This window comes from Specibacter sp. BI4 (genome assembly GCF_056680095.1).
Genome location: NZ_CM155265.1, coordinates 2,887,461 through 2,902,498, shown reverse-complemented (window position 1 = coordinate 2,902,498; position 15,038 = coordinate 2,887,461). Strand labels below are relative to the sequence as shown.

Genomic DNA, 15,038 nt, shown 5'->3' with positions numbered 1-15,038 from the left:
CCAAGGTAACAAACAGGTGCCCAGGGAGATCTGGGTAACACTTCCCACCGGACGTTCTCACGGTGCATCGGTTCGGCCATAATTCACTCAAACAAGTGCGCGCACCCGGCAACAGGCATAGCGTTTAATCACCCAATACCTGGGTTTCACATATCTCCCAAAGAGGTGTTTTCAATGAAGTTCGTCAAGACCTGGCTGGCAATTTTGGGGTTGCTTGCCGCTTTCATCATGATCGCTCCTGCACCCGCCCAGGCTGCCCCGTTCTGCGGCATCACGTGGGGTTCGCTCGCAAAGGCGGCCGGCACCGGTTCGATTGCCACCATCATGAATGTCCGGGCCGGCCAGCACGCCTGTTACGACAGCTTGGTTGTTGACATCCAAGGCCATGCCACGGGCTACAACGTGCGCTATGTGACCTCAGTCGCGAATCCCGGCAGCGGCGCAACCGTTCCATTGCGAGGGGGAGCGTTCCTTCAAGTGACCGTGGTGGCGCCGGCCTACAACGCCTGGGGGCAAGCTACCTACCTGCCGGCCAATAAGCATGAAGTTGTCAACACAGCTGGCTACTCGACGTTCCGCCAAGTGGCGATGGCAGCCAGCTACGAAGGCAGGACCACATTTGGGCTGGGCGTGCGGGCCCGACTGCCTTTCAATACGTTCGTTCTCGACGGGCCCGGGGCGACCACCCGCATTGTCATTAATGTGGCCCACCGCTGGTAGCAGTCGGCCGTGCTAGGACTGACACGCCTGATGTGAATGCCCCCGTATCTGTTGAAAATTCTCAACAGCTACGGGGGCTTCTTCATGGGCGCATGGGGCGGTCAGTTGCGTCGCGTAGTTGTGCCGCGCAAGTGTGTCGCGGGGAGGCTGGAACGAGTCCGCTGGCGTCCAAACGCCCGTGGTGACGACCTCAGAAATATATTTGGGAAGTTGTGGATAACCGTGTTGCTTCCCAGACATAAAGGCTATAATAGTGGTATGGGCAGTTCAGAGAATTTCCCGGTCGGCCGGGATGATTCATCCACCACATCGAGTGTGGCGGACCTGATTGCCGGGCTTGCTCTTCCTACTATTGAACCCCTTGCCTCTGACATTGCTGCCATGGCCGGGTTGCCTGATTTGCCGCTTCCCGAGCCCCGCCGTGGTAGCCGCCGCGATCGCACTGCTGGTGGCCCCTCTGCCGGCACTGCCGAGGTTCCTGACACTGCTGAGTCCGCCACCGCCGGTGCTGGCCACCAGACTGACAGCTCTTCTGGCCCTTCTGACCCTTCTGACTCTCCTGCCACTGCTGGATCTGTTGACTCCGCTGGTGCTGGTGGTGTGGGGTCGCGTTTGGAGGGTGTGCGGGCGTTGATGGATGGTTGCACGGATGCGATCGCGGCGTTGCATAAGCATCAGAATCAGTGCGCGGCGTTGGCTGCGGTGTTGATTGCCCGTCTTGAGTCCACGGCGGTGCTCGAGGGTGGGATTCTTGGTGTTGATGCGTGGCAGGGCGATCTGGCGCAGATGTCGATGCGGGCCGATCTGGCGGGGATCCTCTCGGTGTCCGAGAGTGTCGCGGGGGAATTGATCCTGCACGCGGGCACGCTCGTGAAGTATTTACCGGCCACGATGGCGTGTTTGAGCAGTGGCGGGTTGGGTTGGGACTACGCGGTGATCATCGCGGAGGAAACCAGCTTGCTGCGCGAGACCGGATCACCACAGGAAACGATTGATGGGTTTGAGCAGTTCTTGCTGGGCAAGGCCGTCGATTGCACTGTGCCCAGTTTCAGGGAGAAGGCCCGGCGCCGGCGTGAACGGTTTTACCCGGAAACGATCACCCCGCGGACCCGGCGCGAATATGGTCAGCGGCGCCTGGGCGTGAGGCATTCCCGGGACGGGATGTCATGGCTGAGCCTGTACGCACCGGCACCGACCATTGAAGGTATCTGGGATCAATGCACCCAAACCGCCCAAGCAGCCCAGGGCCCCCACGAAGACCGCACCCTGACCCAGCTCCGCGCCGATATCGCCGCATCCCTGCTACTGCACCAGACCATGGCCGAAAACCAGATCCACGCCCCCGCCCAACCCAACACCACCACTGCCGGTACCGCCGGTACCGCCGAGGCTACTGATGCTTCCGAGGGCGTTGGAGGTGTGGTGGTTTCTACAGCTGCTGGTGTCGTGGTGGTGCCTGGTGATGGCCAGGGGCCGTGGTTCGCCCCCACAGACCCGTACTCGGCAGCCGGCGGGATGCCCCCGGACCCTGGCCCGGACCCGGATCTTGGTGCTGTGGAGATCCCTGCCGGGCTGATACCTGTCTTTGACGACCCAGACTATTCCAATCCCGGCTTCAGGGACCCCGATATCCGTAACGGTCCCGACTGGGACCCGACAGCGATACCGCCAACCCTCACCCCAGCCCCCACCAACACCAACACCAGCACCAACACCGGCTCCGGTAGCGGTAACAGTGCGGACCTGGACCCCAGTACCGGTGGTGAGGGGACAACTGCGAGCAACACCAACACCAGTACGGTCACCGGAGCCACCGGCACCGGTGCCGCCACCAGCAGCAGCAGCAGTACCGGCAACAGTCCGGTGGGGCCGGTGTGGCCGCCGATGCCGCAGGTCACCCCGGTGGTGTTGATTCCTGTGTTGTCGTTGTTGGGGGCGACGAATGAGCCTGCGTGGTTGGAGGGGTCGGGGCCGATCAGCATGGAAGTCGCCCGGCACTTGGCGGCAGGGGCCCCGTCGTTGTTGCGGGTGTTGGTTGATCCGATCAGTAATGAGCCCCTTGATGTGGCCCCGGAGCGGTATCGGATTGGTAAAGCGATGCGTACGATGCTGCAGATCAGGGATGAGTACTGCCAGTTTCCGGGGTGTTTGGTGAAGGCCACGAACTGCGAGGTCGACCACATCAAGAAGTTCGAACACGGTGGCCGGTCCATTTACGACAACCTTCAGACGTTGTGTCATCGCCACCACGTCCTGAAGCATTTCAAGGACGACAGGACCCGTACCGGTGAGTGCCGGACAGATCAAAGCCCGGAACGCGAAGCGGTGCGCCTGCGCGGCTGGACACCGGTCATGGTCAACGGGGGTGTCGGGTGGACGTCACCGACGGGGCGGTACTACCCGCCGAAGATCGGTGACACGCAACCACCGGTCTACCCGGAATGGTTGATGCAACACATCAACAAGAACCTCGGGACGCAAGACCTCCACGACCACCCCGAGCCCCAACCCACCGCCGGCCCCGACAATGCCGCCGAGCTACAAGACCCTCAGAACCCCCAGGACCCCCAGGATCCTCTGGACTTCCTGGACTTTGAGTTCCTGGACGAGGCCGACATCCCAGGCTCCGACCAGGACTACAACCCCTACGCCCAAGCCCTGCCGGAACCGCCACCGGGAATCTTCGCCACCGACGAAGAACAAGCCGCCCTCGACGAAGAAACCATCAACGACTACCTCACCAGCAACCCAGACACAGGGTACTGAACAGCACAAACAGGGGGAGCCGCATCAGCGCCACCAGGGCGGCCGAGGACTAGTACCGCTCTGGTTCCGAGCCCAGCTCGAAACGCATCCCGCGAACACTTGTCGGAACGATTTCCACAAAGGTGTATTTGTAAGTTTGCGGCCATGCGGAGAGCGGCAGCTGGCTCACTGCGTCGATCTCGGTCTGGGATTCCAAAACGCGGGCTGTGCCCTTGAGGACGACACTCCACGCTTCAACTTCGGCCAGGCCGTCGATCTCAAAGGCCACCGAACTATTGATCGTCAGCTCCGCCAGTTTCGTCCCCGGATTTGTCCGCATGAGCAGTTTGCCGTCATGGGCAAGATAATTGATGGGGAAAATGTCGGGCTCATTGGCAACACTGAGTGCAAGCCTGCCGAAGCGAGTATGTTCAAGGAACCGCCATGCATCCTCGTTGGACATGTTGACGCCGGGCCGCTCTTCTGTAGTCATGTGGTGATTATCCCCCACAAGTGCCCGCCACCGCCACGGTTGCGGTGCATGGCTAGCTGACTTCCGGAGCGGTTGCGCCAGCGCTCTCGCGCAGGACAACGCTTCCCGTGACAGCAGGTGGCTGCGTTGCTGCAGGAACCAGTGCCAGGTGGGCCGCCAGCCGCCCAATATCTTCAAGCGGCAGGCGGTATGTTGTCAGGCCGGGGTAGTGGTCGCGCAAGGTGGGTATGTCGTCAAAACCGGCAACCTGAACGTCCTCCGGAATGCGCAGGCCGCGTGATCGCAGGGCGGTCATGGCACCAAGTGCCATGACGTCGTTGGCGGCCAGGATGCACATTGGGGTGCTGCCGCCTGCCTTCAAGGCCGCTTCCACTTCCGAAGCGGAACCCGCTGCGTCCAGATATTCCAGCGTGGAGTCGTAACCGCCCTGGCTGGTAAATGCCCCATGCACGACGGCGAGCGGCTGAAGGCCAGCTTGTGCGAGACGCTCGGTGAAGCCTTCAACGCGGATGCGGGCAGTGTTGCGTTCGTGGGGGCCAGCCAAAATCACGAAGCGGCCGACTCCCTGTTTCAGGAGGGCGCCGGCGAGAGCTGAGGCACCCCCGTGGTTTTCAACATTCACCACCTGGGCTTCCGGGATGCTGGAAACGCCCAGGGTGACAACCCGTCCGCCGTTCTGGATGTACTGGGAAAGGGCCTTGATTAACCGCGGGTCTTCGTCCAGAAGCCTGGAGGCGGCCAAAATGATGGCATCGGTCCGGTAGGCGATGAAGGCCTTCACGGCGGCCAGTTCGGCACCGCCGGGTGAGCCGTTGTCGCCTTCTATGTCAGTCCCTGCCAAAAGCACCTGGTGGTTTGTGTCGAGGCTCGCCTGCTGTACGCCGTGGGCAATCGCGGAAAAATAGGGATCTGCAATGTCATGGACGACGAGCCCAACCAATCCCGTGGTTGACCGTGCCAAAGCCTGGGCCTGGGCGTTGGCCACATATCCGAGTTCCTCGGCTGCAGCCTTGACCCGTTCAGCGATGTCGGCGGCAGGGGTCCTGCTGGACCCGTTGAGCACACGAGATGCGGTGGCCAGCGAGACGCCGGCCTGCCGGGCCACTTCAGTGAGTTTTACGGGCACAGGGGTTCCTTGTCTAAGAAATGTGTCCGGGGCAACAATTGTGCCTTGACCCGGGGATAACTTCAGCATATATTGGAAAGCGCTTTCCAAACTTCAGGCCACGCCGGACTTTCCGGTTCGTGCTGACAACAACATCCGGGAGAAATCAGTGACGCTTACGACAACCAACGGGCAGGCCGCTGCAACCAAGGCTCAGGCGGTTCCGTCTGCCGCTGACGCCGGAGCCATCAAGGAAGGCAAGCAGAAGGTCATCCGCATTGCCATGAACGGCATCACCGGCCGCATGGGCTACCGCCAGCACCTGCTGCGCTCCATCCTGCCGTTGCGCGAGTCCGGCCTGATCCTTGAAGACGGCACCAAGGTGGCCATCGAACCCATCCTCATCGGACGCAATGCCGACAAGGTCCGGGAACTGGCCGAGCTGCACAACGTTGAACACTGGACCACCGACCTGGACGCGATCATCGCCGACCCCACTGTCGACGTCGTCTTTGACGCATCCATGACCAGTCTGCGCGCGGCCACCCTGAAGCAGGCCATGGCCAACGGCAAGCACATCTTTACCGAGAAGCCCACCGCCGAGACCCTGGAAGAAGCCATCGAGTTGGCCCGCATCGGCCAGGCCGCCGGCATCACCGCAGGCGTTGTGCACGACAAGCTGTACCTGCCCGGCCTGGTCAAACTGCGCCGCCTCGTCGATGAAGGTTTCTTCGGCCGCATCCTGTCCATCCGCGGCGAATTCGGCTACTGGGTGTTTGAAGGCGACCACCAAGCCACCCAGCGCCCCTCCTGGAACTACCGCAAGGAAGACGGCGGCGGCATGACCACTGACATGTTCTGCCACTGGAACTACGTCCTCGAGGGCATCATCGGCACGGTGAAGTCCGTCAATGCCAAGACCGCAACCCACATCCCGGCACGCTGGGACGAGGCAGGCAACGAGTACAAGGCAACTGCCGACGACGCCGCCTACGGCATCTTCGAGCTGGAAACCCCGGCCGGAGACCAGGTTGTCGGCCAGATCAACTCCTCCTGGGCCGTGCGCGTCTACCGCGACGAACTCGTGGAATTCCAGATCGACGGCACCCACGGCTCAGCCGTCGCCGGCCTGAACAAGTGCGTTGCCCAGCAGCGCGCCCACACGCCCAAGCCCGTCTGGAACCCTGACCTGCCCGTCACCGAGTCCTTCCGCGCACAGTGGCAGGAAGTTCCCGCCAACGCCGACCTCGACAACGGCTTCAAGCTGCAGTGGGAAGAATTCCTGCGTGACGTCGTCGCCGGCCGCGAACACCGCTTCGGCCTGCTCTCTGCAGCCCGCGGTGTGCAGCTCGCCGAACTCGGCCTGCAGTCCTCCGCCGAGCGCCGCACCCTGGACATCCCGGAAATCGAGCTCTGACCATGACCATTTCAATCACTCTTCCGCTCGCCACCGGTGAGCTCGAAGCCCTGACGCTGAATGCGACCGGCCCGTGGCGCAAGCCCACCGACCTGCTCACCTCCCGCAAGGTGTACGCCGCCGCGCACGTCACCCCGAAGGTGCTGGGCAACAATGTGCCGGGCGCCCCGGCCGACATCGACTGGGATGCCACCCTGGCGTTCCGCCGCGAGCTGTGGAGCTGGGGCGTGGGCATCGCCGACGCCATGGACACCGCACAGCGCGGCATGGGCCTGGACTGGGCCGCCACGCAGCAGCTCATCAACCGCTCCGCCGCCGAGGCCGCTCTCATTGCGACGCCGGAGCGCACTGTCCGCGACCTCCTGGCCTGCGGTGCCGGCACCGACCAGCTGAACCCGGCCGACGTCGAACCCGGCGAGGCTGGGTTGGCTGCGGTTTTGGCCGCCTACCGCGAGCAGATCGCCGTCGTCGAGGCGTCCGGCGCGAAGGTCATCATCATGGCCTCGCGTGCCCTCGCCAAGGTCGCCGGCGGCCCCGAGGACTACCTGAAGCTCTACGGCACGCTGTTGTCCGAGGTCAGGGAGCCGGTCGTCCTGCATTGGCTGGGCACCATGTTCGACCCCGCCCTGGCCGGCTACTGGGGCAGCGAAGATGTCGCCGCAGCCACCGCCACGTTCCAGCAGCTCATCGAGGCGAACGCCGCGAAGGTTGACGGCGTGAAGGTTTCCCTGCTCGACGCCGGACACGAGGTTGCGCTGCGGGCCAGCCTTCCAGGGGGCGTGCGCCTGTACACGGGCGATGACTTCAATTACCCCGAGTTGATTGCCGGCGACGGCACGCATTACTCGGATGCGCTGCTGGGCATCTTTGCCGCGATCGCCCCCGCCGCCTCTACCGCTTTGCAGGAGTACGACGCCGGCCGCCCCGCCGAAGCCCGTGCCATCCTCGATTCCACCCGTGACCTGGGACTGCACATCTTCGAGGCGCCCACCTACTACTACAAGACGGGCATCGTCTTCCTCGCCTGGCTGAACGGCTACCAGGCCGGCTTCCAAATGATCGGCGGCCTGCACGCCGGGCGGGACCTGATCCACCTGGTCAAGCTGTTCCGTCTCGCCAACACGGCCGGGCTGCTGCTCAATCCCGGGCTGGCAGCGCACCGCATGTGCGTGTTCCTCAACGCGGCGGGAGTTTCCTCCGTGGCGAAGGGCGTGGAGTCAGCCGTTTTGGAAGGGGCCAACGCATGAGCGCCTTTGAAAGGCTCTCCATCAACACGGCCACCATCAAGAAGGCCTCACTGGCAGAAGCCCTCGACCTCAGCGTCACCGCGGGCCTGAAACACATTGGCTTATGGCGCGACAAGGTGGCCGACGTTGGTCTGGAAACAGCTGTTGAAATGGTCAATGCGTCCGGCCTGCAGGTGTCCAGCCTGTGCCGAGGCGGCTTCCTGACCGCGGCGGATGAAGCAGGCCAGGCCGCCGCGCTCGAGGACAACAAGGCAGCGATCCTGGAGGCCAAGGCGCTCGGCACCACGGAAATCATCATGGTGGTGGGCGGGCTGCCCGACTTCAGCGTTGCTCCCGGTGCCGTTGACGGCGGCGGCGGGGCAACCGCCGTTGCCGGTGGCAAGGACCTTGTGCTGGCCCGGCAGCGCGTGGCCGACCGCCTCGCCGAGCTCGTCCCGTTCGCCCTCGAGCACGGCGTCCGCCTGGTCCTGGAACCGCTGCACCCCATGTACGCCGCAGACCGGGCCGTGCTCTCAACCCTGGGTCAGGCCCTGGACTTGGCGGCGCCGCACCCGGTTGCAGCCGTCGGCGTCGTCGTTGACACCTTCCACGTCTGGTGGGACCCGTCGTTGCAGCAGCAGATCGCCCGCGCCGGCGCCGAGGGCCGCATCGCCTCCTACCAGGTGTGCGACTTCAACCTCCCCATCGCCGCAGATGCGCTGCTGTCCCGCGGATTCATGGGCGACGGCGTCATCGACTTCGCGTCGATTGGCCAGTGGGTTGCCGAGGCCGGCTACAACGGTGTGGTTGAGGTGGAAATCTTCAACGCGGACATCTGGAACCTGCCCTACGCCGAGGTTGTTGACACCGTCAAGGCACGTTACGCCGAACTGGTGGCACCGCACCTGGCGGCTGTCAGCGTGTAATCTCCACGATCCTGTCATCGCCCGGGGCCGGGTCGCCACGGCCGTCTGCATTGTTCGTCAGGACAAGCAGACGGCCGTCCGGCGTTAAAGCGACGTCACGGAGCCTGCCGAGCTGGTTGGTGAGGCGCGCGCGGGCGGAGGGTTCGCCGTCGAGCTTGACCTCCCACAGCCGTTCCCTGCGCAGGGACGCCATGTACAGGGTGGTCCCCGTGATGGCGATGCCGCTCGGGCTGGCCTCCGACGTGGGCCACGCCAGGACCGGGTCGGTGAATTGGGCGCCTGTGCCTGTGCCTGTGCCCTCGACCGACGGCCACCCGTAGTTGGTGCCGGCCCGGATCTGGTTCAGTTCGTCCCACGTGTTTTGGCCGAACTCGGAGGCCCACATGCGCCCGTTTTCATCCTAGGCAAGCCCCTGCACGTTGCGGTGGCCAAGGCTCCAGACCGGGCCGTCCGGGACGGGGTTGTCCTTGGGGATGCCGGTGATGATGGGGGTGGCCGGTCCAAGGGTCCGGCTGCCGGACTCGCCCAGCAGCGGCATTCGCACCACGCGGTTGTCCTCGGCCGTGGCCAGGTAGGCGTACAGGGCCAGTCCCAGCCTCCCGCCCTCGCCTTGGTGCACGACGCCGGGCACCTGCCCGAGCGCATGCTTGGCGCCCAAAGGGGACACCTCCACCACCTGGCCGCTGTCGCGTTCGCTGACCAGCAGGCTCCTGTCGTCCAGCAAGACCATGGACCAGGGTGCCTCCAGTCCCGTGGCAATATCCCCCGTGGAATTCCCGGTCCCATCGGGCGGCGCCGGGGAAGGTGCATGGCAGGCGGACAAAAGAAGCCCCGTGGCCACCAGGATGGCAATCGTGTGATGGCGGCGGACTTGACGCCGCAAACGGTCACGCCGGGCTCCGCGGTGGCTCATGCGACGAGCCTACTGCAGGGTGCGATCCGACAGCAGAGTCCGTGCCGGGTGGTTGCGCCCTTTGATCAGGGCAATTCGACTTTCCAGGCGGCGCTGTCCGTCGCGTAGCGTGCCGCAGCTGCGGTGCGGTCCACCACATCCAGCTTCCTGTAGACATGCTCGAGGTGCTTGGCCACCGTGCGTGGACTGCAGCCGAGCTGGCGGGCGATGGCGACGTTGGTGGCACCGGATGCGGCACGCCGCAGCACGGCATGTTCCGCCGGGGTCAGCTGCTTCAGCGACCGCCCGGGCGCGGCGGTGAACTGCTCCCGCAGTTCCGCTGTCCGTAGGAGCCCCGTGTATGCATCGGCCAAGGGACCGTGCAGGACCGTAAGCAGCTCGCGGTCTGTCTCGGTGAAGTCATGCCTGCTGCGGTTCAGTGCTATCCCTATCACGGTGGGGCCCCGGACAGAGACGGTAATGGCAATTTGGTGCTCCACCGGGATGGGCCGAAAATAGTGCTCGTAGATGTTCAGGCGGTGAAACTGTGGGGCTGCCATGAAGTCGCTGATCTTCACGGGTCTTCCGTCGGCGGAATTTCTGTGGTGGTTGACCAGCGGGTGTTCATGCACATACAGGGCAAAGGTCTCCCGGGTATCAATGCGACGACTGCCGTGGGGAAAATCCAGGCAGGTGACTCCCTGGGGGCCGATTTCGTTGTAGGTGGCGGCGTCGCAACCGATGAGGGAGGCCAGTGCCGGCACCACAAAGCCGGGGAATTGTGCAGGCCGGGTCAGCGAATCCAAGCCCCCCACCAGGTCCACCACGGTTTCCAGCTGACGCAGCGAAATGTACGTGCCCATCGCCTGATTTCTTCAATAAAACGGCTGCAATGCGGCTGAAAATTCCAGGCAGAACTTCGTGCGCAATGTGCGTATATTCTACCGCCGCCACGGCCGCTACTGTTATTCACAAGAGATGGTAGAGGGAAGAAGGTGAAGAGAAATGTCACGAGTGATGATCGACTGCCGCAAGGTTCCCAGCGAGATTGGCTGCACCCTGGCTGTGGCTGGCGCCGAAGAGGAAGTGTTGTCGGTTTCGACCGCCCACGCGATTGCGGTGCACGGCGAGGTGGACGGACCGGAGCTGCAGGAGCTGCTGCGCAGCTCCCTCGAACCGGCCGAACTGTCCTTGGCATAGGTGCCGGGCGGCCGCCGTCGTGCGTTAAACACAGCTGACCCGCAGTTGTGGTCGCAAAACACGCGATTTCTCGGTGTTTCACAACCACAACTGCGGGTCAGCTGCAGGAAGACAGAGAGTGCTAGCGGCCCTTGACCAGGATGCCGCTGCGGGTCATCGACTCGGCATAGGCCTTGGCCGACTCGAGCAGCCACTGCTCCTGGCGCTCGGGGGAGCCGGCAAAGCTGCGGCCAGAGAGCGAACGGACCTTGTAGATGCCGAAACCGCGTTTGTACAGCATGGGGCCCTGGGCCTTCAGGAGCTGGTCGGCTAGGCGGTGGGCCTCGGTGCCATGGGCAATCAAGGCGGATGCGCGGGGGACGAGGGTCAGGAACTTGACCAGCGGGCGCAGGCCCTGCTCGATTTGCGGGGCGGTCAAGCGGCCGTTGGGCTGGCCCGGAGTGAACCACGGGTGGACGTTCCACGGCATGACATAGCTGGGTCGCAGGCCGATCTGCCAGTGAATGCCCAACAGGCGGGTGGCTGCCTGCTCGTCACCGGCAGTGATGAACCCCGACTCGTCCAGTTCGCCAACGTTGGAGAACAAGCTGATGATCTTGCACTCATCAATGTCGTGAACCGGATCCACATAGGCCACCTGCTGCTCGGGCCGGGCTTCCGCCAGGGTGTCGCACAGTTCGGTGACGGGAGCAATGTTCTCGTCGTATCGGCGATTCCAAAGCTGTTCACGCAGTGATTCAGTGGCCACGGATGTCATTGAGGTTAGTTTCTCCTTAGAGGAATGCGAGTGAGTGCGGCAGCTTCCCGACCAGGGGTATGTCCGACTTTCCAGCATATCAATCTTCCCGGGTGTCCGGGCTTGTCGGGGGTGTGCTAAGGGGATCCCAAAAATGGCAGGTGTGAGAAATGCAACAGCGCAAATCCGCTGTGTGCGGTCCGTCGGGGGAGGATCGCCGTGAATCTATCCGTCTGCGCCGAGCTTCCCTGCGAGCCGTTCGTGCATTTGGGCGCTTGCATGGTTGAGCCCCGTGATCGTGGCGCTCTTGCCGTGGCGTCGGTACTTCTCAGTGACTGCGTCCAGGGTGGCAATGGTGGAGGCGTCCCACAGGTGGGAAGCATGCATGTCAATCACCACATTGTCGGGGTCAAGCGCGTACTCAAACTGCGTGTAGAGATCATTGGAGGAGGCGAAAAACAGTTCGCCGTCCACCACATACACGGCCGTCTCACGGCCGTCGGCCTGCGACACCGTGCGTTCCACGGTGACAAGGTGCGCCACCCTGCGGGCAAACAAGGCCATCGCCACCAACACGCCCACCCCGACGCCGATGGCCAGGTTGTGTGTGGCCACGACGACGACAACTGTGGCAACCATGACAGTCGTCTCGCTCTTGGGCATCAGCTTCAACGTTGACGGGCGAATGCTGTGCCAGTCGAAGGTTGAAAATGAAACGAAGATCATCACGGCCACGAGGGCCGCCATCGGGATCAGCGAGACAACGTCGCCCAGCACCACGACGAAGACGATCAGGAAGGTTCCCGCGAGGAACGTCGAGATGCGGGTGCGTGCTCCCGATGCCTTCACGTTGATCATGGTTTGCCCGATCATGGCACAACCACCCATCCCGCCGAAGAAGCCGGTGACCATGTTGGCGATGCCCTGCCCCAGTGCTTCGCGCGTCTTGACGGAGCGGGTGTCGGTGATGTCGTCGACAAGTTTTGCTGTCATCAAGGATTCCAGCAGCCCCACAAAAGCCATGGCCAGGGCGAAGGGGGCAATGATCTGGAACGTCTCCCACGTCAGCGGCACATTCGGCATGAAGAGCGAGGGGAGGCTGTCCGGCAGCTCGCCCTTGTCGCCCACGGTTGGCACGGCCACTGAGGCAAGGACCGTGAAGAGTGTCAGGACAACGATGGCAACCAGCGGTGCCGGCACCGCCTTCGTCAGTTTGGGCAGGAAAACAATGATCAGCAGGGCAAAGCCGGTGAGCGGGTACACCAGCCACGGCACGCCAAGAAGTTCGGGGACCTGGGCGATGACAATCAGGATGGCCAGGGCGTTGACGAACCCGACCATGACTGACCGCGGGATGAAACGCATCAGTTTCGCAACCCCGGCGAGGCCGAGGAGCACTTGGAAGAGGCCGGCCAGGATCACCGCGGCGATCAGGTAGTCGAGGCCATGGCTTTTCATCAGCGGTGCAATGACAAGCGCGACTGCGCCCGTGGCTGCCGAGATCATCGCCGGCCTGCCGCCCACAAAGGAAATGGTGACGGCCATCGTGAACGCCGCAAACAACCCTATCCGTGGATCCACCCCGGCAATGATGGAAAAGGCAATCGCCTCCGGGATCAGCGCCAGTGCAACAACGAGACCGCCCAGCACCTCGGTTTTGAGCCTGCGCGGGGATTTGAGTGCGCCCCACACCGACTGCAGCTGGTCAGGGGTGGGGGCAGGGGGTGTTCCGGTGGCTTGTACCGCCATTGCTGGTTCCTTTATCGTGCTCGGGATGTCCGACGGCGTTGAACGCACGTGCCGCTGGTCGAAGCCAACCCTAATACAAGGATCACCCCGGGCCCTGCCGCCGGCTGCATTGCCGCACCGCGCGGACACCCCAGGGAGTGGGCTCCCGGGACACAACGATGGGATGCGTGGCCGGCACTGGCTTGCCCGGTGTTAGCCCTTTGCTAGCCCGTTGCTAGCCCTTGGCGCGCCGTCGGTTGCGAATGGCGGCTGCGGCTGCGACGCCTGCCCCAAGCCCGGCCATCCACCACAAAGCCCGGACCTCGGGCGAGCCGCTGATGGGTTGCTCCCGGGGTTCATCCAGCTCGGCGCGAAGGTGCCGGCCCTCAGAGATGAGCAGCAATTCCTTATTGCGCTTTTTGGCACTGGCTGTGGTTTCCCGGGGTGGCAGCTGCAGCTGTGCCTCGGCCTTGATCCCGGCCTGCAGCTGTCGGGCCCGCTCCAGTTCGGCGTCGACCTCGGCACCAAAAAGCAGCACCAGGTTCATGATCCACAACCAGAGCAGCAGCACGATCATGCCCGCGATGGTGCCGTAGGTCTTGTCGTATTTGGAGAAGTTGGACACATACACGCCGAAACCTGCGGAAGCCGCGATGCTGGCCACCAAGGCAAGGGCGGCCCCCACGCTGATCCAGCGGAACTTTGGTTGGCGGACATTGGGCGTGAAGTAATACAAAACCGCAATGAGCACAACAGCCAGAATGCCCACGACGGGCCATTTCGCGACGTTCCATGCGGCGATTGCAGCATCGCCTACACCAAGCGCCTCACCGACCGCCTTGGCCACGGGGCCGGAAAGGACCAGCATCAGGGCCATGGCCGCCACCAGCAGCACAGCCGCCAGCGTGATGAGCAGGAGGGCAGGGCGCAGCTTCCACGCGGGGCGCCCCTCGTCGATTCCATAGATCCGGTTCATGGCGCGGCTGAACGCCCCCACATAGCCAGAGGCAGACCACAGGGCCGCGACCAGTCCAAGGACAAGCGTCCAACCGGCGGCAGTGGACCTGGTCAACTGTTCAACGGGCTGCGTGAGGGTCGCTGCAACCTTTGCGTCTGCCAGCTTGCCGACCATGTCCAGCAGCAGTTTCGAGGTTTGCTCGGCTTGGCCCACAAGCCCCAGGATCGACACCAACGCCAAAATAGCCGGGAACAAGGACAAGACGCCGTAGTAGGTCAGCGAGGCGGCCATGTCCGTGGAGCCGTCGGCGCTGAACTTGTTGACAGCCCGTTTGGCCACGTACTTCCATGACTTGGCCGGCACGTCGGCAGGACTTTGGGGTTTGCGCCCATCGTCGGGTGCCGGCGCGCCGGCCTTGTCAACGGAAGTACCGGGTGCTGCCAGTACGGGAGCTGCTGCATCAGGCACAGCCGGTCCCGTCGACGGCGTTCCGGAGCCTGTCCCGGACAGCAGGGATCAGGACACGGCCTTGTTGCGTCCGGTGATGGCCCCGTACACCCCGGCGACAACCAGCCCACCAACAATGGCAAGCAGCCATGACCCAAGGCTCCAGAAACTCATCTCACCCTTGTTGAAGAGCAGATCGCCAATCCAGCCGCCAACGACGGCTCCGACGACGCCGAGAATCAGGCTCGTCACCCAGCCGCCACCGACGCGGCCCGGCATGACTGCCTTGACAATTACGCCAACGATGAGGCCCAAAACTATCCAACCGATGAAACCCATTGCTCCTCCTAGTTGCTGAAAGTGCTGTGTTCGATGGTTTCCGGACGCCGCGAACACTTGCCGGATCCGGTGTATCCACGGTACCTATGTCGGGCCGCGGGGTCTA

At 63.5% G+C, this 15,038-nt stretch carries 15 protein-coding genes; 6 read left to right on the top strand and 9 right to left on the bottom strand.

All coding sequences use genetic code 11. The annotated features are described in order from the left end of the window. Positions 1-174 precede the first annotated feature (174 nt). Together AC1L6K_RS13330 and AC1L6K_RS13325 are read left to right on the top strand one after the other, a co-directional pair. Positions 175-720: an AMIN-like domain-containing (lipo)protein gene (locus AC1L6K_RS13330; RefSeq protein ID WP_480949343.1), complete on the top strand. Its 546-nt coding sequence runs from the start codon at positions 175-177 to the stop codon at positions 718-720. 36 nt (positions 721-756) lie between these two features. Then, positions 757-3,486 carry an HNH endonuclease signature motif containing protein gene (locus tag AC1L6K_RS13325; RefSeq protein ID WP_480949342.1) on the top strand — a complete coding sequence of 910 codons (2,730 nt, stop codon included), beginning with the start codon at positions 757-759 and terminating at the stop codon, positions 3,484-3,486. A 49-nt stretch (positions 3,487-3,535) separates the two neighbouring features. Here the strand turns inward: AC1L6K_RS13325 and AC1L6K_RS13320 are convergent, their stop codons facing one another. Both AC1L6K_RS13320 and AC1L6K_RS13315 read right to left on the bottom strand, forming a co-directional pair. After that, positions 3,536-3,958: a pyridoxamine 5'-phosphate oxidase family protein gene (locus AC1L6K_RS13320; RefSeq protein WP_480949341.1), complete on the bottom strand. Its 423-nt coding sequence runs from the start codon at positions 3,956-3,958 to the stop codon at positions 3,536-3,538. Positions 3,959-4,010: 52 nt separating this feature from the next. Further along, positions 4,011-5,084, bottom strand: coding sequence for a LacI family DNA-binding transcriptional regulator (locus AC1L6K_RS13315; RefSeq protein WP_480949340.1), 1,074 nt, complete (start codon positions 5,082-5,084; stop codon positions 4,011-4,013). A 262-nt stretch (positions 5,085-5,346) separates the two neighbouring features. Here AC1L6K_RS13315 and AC1L6K_RS13310 point away from each other — a divergent pair, with 262 nt between their 5' ends. From AC1L6K_RS13310 to AC1L6K_RS13300, 3 genes are read left to right on the top strand one after another with little or no spacing between them, the layout of a single operon-like run. Further along, complete coding sequence (locus AC1L6K_RS13310) at positions 5,347-6,480, top strand: Gfo/Idh/MocA family protein (RefSeq protein WP_480952772.1); 1,134 nt, start codon at positions 5,347-5,349, stop codon at positions 6,478-6,480. A gap of 2 nt (positions 6,481-6,482) precedes the next feature. Then, entirely contained in the window at positions 6,483-7,727 is a 1,245-nt protein-coding gene (locus AC1L6K_RS13305; protein WP_480949339.1) for a dihydrodipicolinate synthase family protein, read from the top strand. After that, positions 7,724-8,632, top strand: coding sequence for a sugar phosphate isomerase/epimerase family protein (locus AC1L6K_RS13300; protein ID WP_480949338.1), 909 nt, complete (start codon positions 7,724-7,726; stop codon positions 8,630-8,632). Before AC1L6K_RS13305 ends, AC1L6K_RS13300 begins: the two co-directional genes overlap by 4 nt. Here AC1L6K_RS13300 and AC1L6K_RS13295 read toward each other — a convergent pair. The 3 genes from AC1L6K_RS13295 to AC1L6K_RS13285 all read right to left on the bottom strand — a co-directional run bounded on the left by AC1L6K_RS13295 (position 8,622) and on the right by AC1L6K_RS13285 (position 10,387). Further along, complete coding sequence (locus AC1L6K_RS13295; protein WP_480949337.1) at positions 8,622-9,017, bottom strand: PQQ-dependent sugar dehydrogenase; 396 nt, start codon at positions 9,015-9,017, stop codon at positions 8,622-8,624. The genes AC1L6K_RS13300 and AC1L6K_RS13295 overlap by 11 nt on opposite strands. Before the next feature lie 15 nt (positions 9,018-9,032). After that, positions 9,033-9,545 carry a PQQ-dependent sugar dehydrogenase gene (locus tag AC1L6K_RS13290; RefSeq protein ID WP_480949336.1) on the bottom strand — a complete coding sequence of 171 codons (513 nt, stop codon included), beginning with the start codon at positions 9,543-9,545 and terminating at the stop codon, positions 9,033-9,035. 65 nt (positions 9,546-9,610) lie between these two features. Further along, a complete protein-coding gene (locus AC1L6K_RS13285; RefSeq protein WP_480949335.1) occupies positions 9,611-10,387 on the bottom strand; it encodes a helix-turn-helix transcriptional regulator in 777 nt (258 codons plus the stop codon). A 142-nt stretch (positions 10,388-10,529) separates the two neighbouring features. On the opposite strand from AC1L6K_RS13285, the gene AC1L6K_RS13280 reads away from it, so the two are divergent. Further along, positions 10,530-10,724, top strand: coding sequence for a DUF1059 domain-containing protein (locus AC1L6K_RS13280; RefSeq protein ID WP_480949334.1), 195 nt, complete (start codon positions 10,530-10,532; stop codon positions 10,722-10,724). A gap of 121 nt (positions 10,725-10,845) precedes the next feature. On the opposite strand, the gene AC1L6K_RS13275 is transcribed toward AC1L6K_RS13280, so the two are convergent. The 4 genes from AC1L6K_RS13275 to AC1L6K_RS13260 all read right to left on the bottom strand — a co-directional run bounded on the left by AC1L6K_RS13275 (position 10,846) and on the right by AC1L6K_RS13260 (position 14,932). Then, positions 10,846-11,481, bottom strand: coding sequence for a uracil-DNA glycosylase family protein (locus AC1L6K_RS13275; RefSeq protein ID WP_444532207.1), 636 nt, complete (start codon positions 11,479-11,481; stop codon positions 10,846-10,848). Positions 11,482-11,685: 204 nt separating this feature from the next. Further along, on the bottom strand, positions 11,686-13,209 hold the full coding sequence (locus AC1L6K_RS13270) for a SulP family inorganic anion transporter (RefSeq protein ID WP_480949333.1): 1,524 nt from the start codon (positions 13,207-13,209) through the stop codon (positions 11,686-11,688). Positions 13,210-13,423: 214 nt separating this feature from the next. Further along, a complete protein-coding gene (locus tag AC1L6K_RS13265; RefSeq protein WP_480949332.1) occupies positions 13,424-14,614 on the bottom strand; it encodes a YihY/virulence factor BrkB family protein in 1,191 nt (396 codons plus the stop codon). Between the two features lie 48 nt (positions 14,615-14,662). Further along, a complete protein-coding gene (locus AC1L6K_RS13260; protein WP_480949331.1) occupies positions 14,663-14,932 on the bottom strand; it encodes a GlsB/YeaQ/YmgE family stress response membrane protein in 270 nt (89 codons plus the stop codon). Positions 14,933-15,038 lie beyond the last annotated feature (106 nt).

What these genes read in the sequence shown, in the direction of transcription:
- AC1L6K_RS13330 (WP_480949343.1), top strand. Translation starts at nt 175, where the DNA reads ATGAAGTTCGTCAAGACCTGGCTGGCAATTTTGGGGTTGCTTGCCGCT.
- AC1L6K_RS13325 (WP_480949342.1), top strand. Translation starts at nt 757, where the DNA reads ATGCCCCCGTATCTGTTGAAAATTCTCAACAGCTACGGGGGCTTCTTC.
- AC1L6K_RS13320 (WP_480949341.1), bottom strand. Translation starts at nt 3,958, where the DNA reads ATGACTACAGAAGAGCGGCCCGGCGTCAACATGTCCAACGAGGATGCA.
- AC1L6K_RS13310 (WP_480952772.1), top strand. Translation starts at nt 5,347, where the DNA reads ATGAACGGCATCACCGGCCGCATGGGCTACCGCCAGCACCTGCTGCGC.
- AC1L6K_RS13305 (WP_480949339.1), top strand. Translation starts at nt 6,483, where the DNA reads ATGACCATTTCAATCACTCTTCCGCTCGCCACCGGTGAGCTCGAAGCC.
- AC1L6K_RS13300 (WP_480949338.1), top strand. Translation starts at nt 7,724, where the DNA reads ATGAGCGCCTTTGAAAGGCTCTCCATCAACACGGCCACCATCAAGAAG.
- AC1L6K_RS13295 (WP_480949337.1), bottom strand. Translation starts at nt 9,017, where the DNA reads ATGTGGGCCTCCGAGTTCGGCCAAAACACGTGGGACGAACTGAACCAG.
- AC1L6K_RS13290 (WP_480949336.1), bottom strand. Translation starts at nt 9,545, where the DNA reads ATGAGCCACCGCGGAGCCCGGCGTGACCGTTTGCGGCGTCAAGTCCGC.
- AC1L6K_RS13285 (WP_480949335.1), bottom strand. Translation starts at nt 10,387, where the DNA reads ATGGGCACGTACATTTCGCTGCGTCAGCTGGAAACCGTGGTGGACCTG.
- AC1L6K_RS13280 (WP_480949334.1), top strand. Translation starts at nt 10,530, where the DNA reads ATGTCACGAGTGATGATCGACTGCCGCAAGGTTCCCAGCGAGATTGGC.
- AC1L6K_RS13275 (WP_444532207.1), bottom strand. Translation starts at nt 11,481, where the DNA reads ATGACATCCGTGGCCACTGAATCACTGCGTGAACAGCTTTGGAATCGC.
- AC1L6K_RS13270 (WP_480949333.1), bottom strand. Translation starts at nt 13,209, where the DNA reads ATGGCGGTACAAGCCACCGGAACACCCCCTGCCCCCACCCCTGACCAG.
- AC1L6K_RS13260 (WP_480949331.1), bottom strand. Translation starts at nt 14,932, where the DNA reads ATGGGTTTCATCGGTTGGATAGTTTTGGGCCTCATCGTTGGCGTAATT.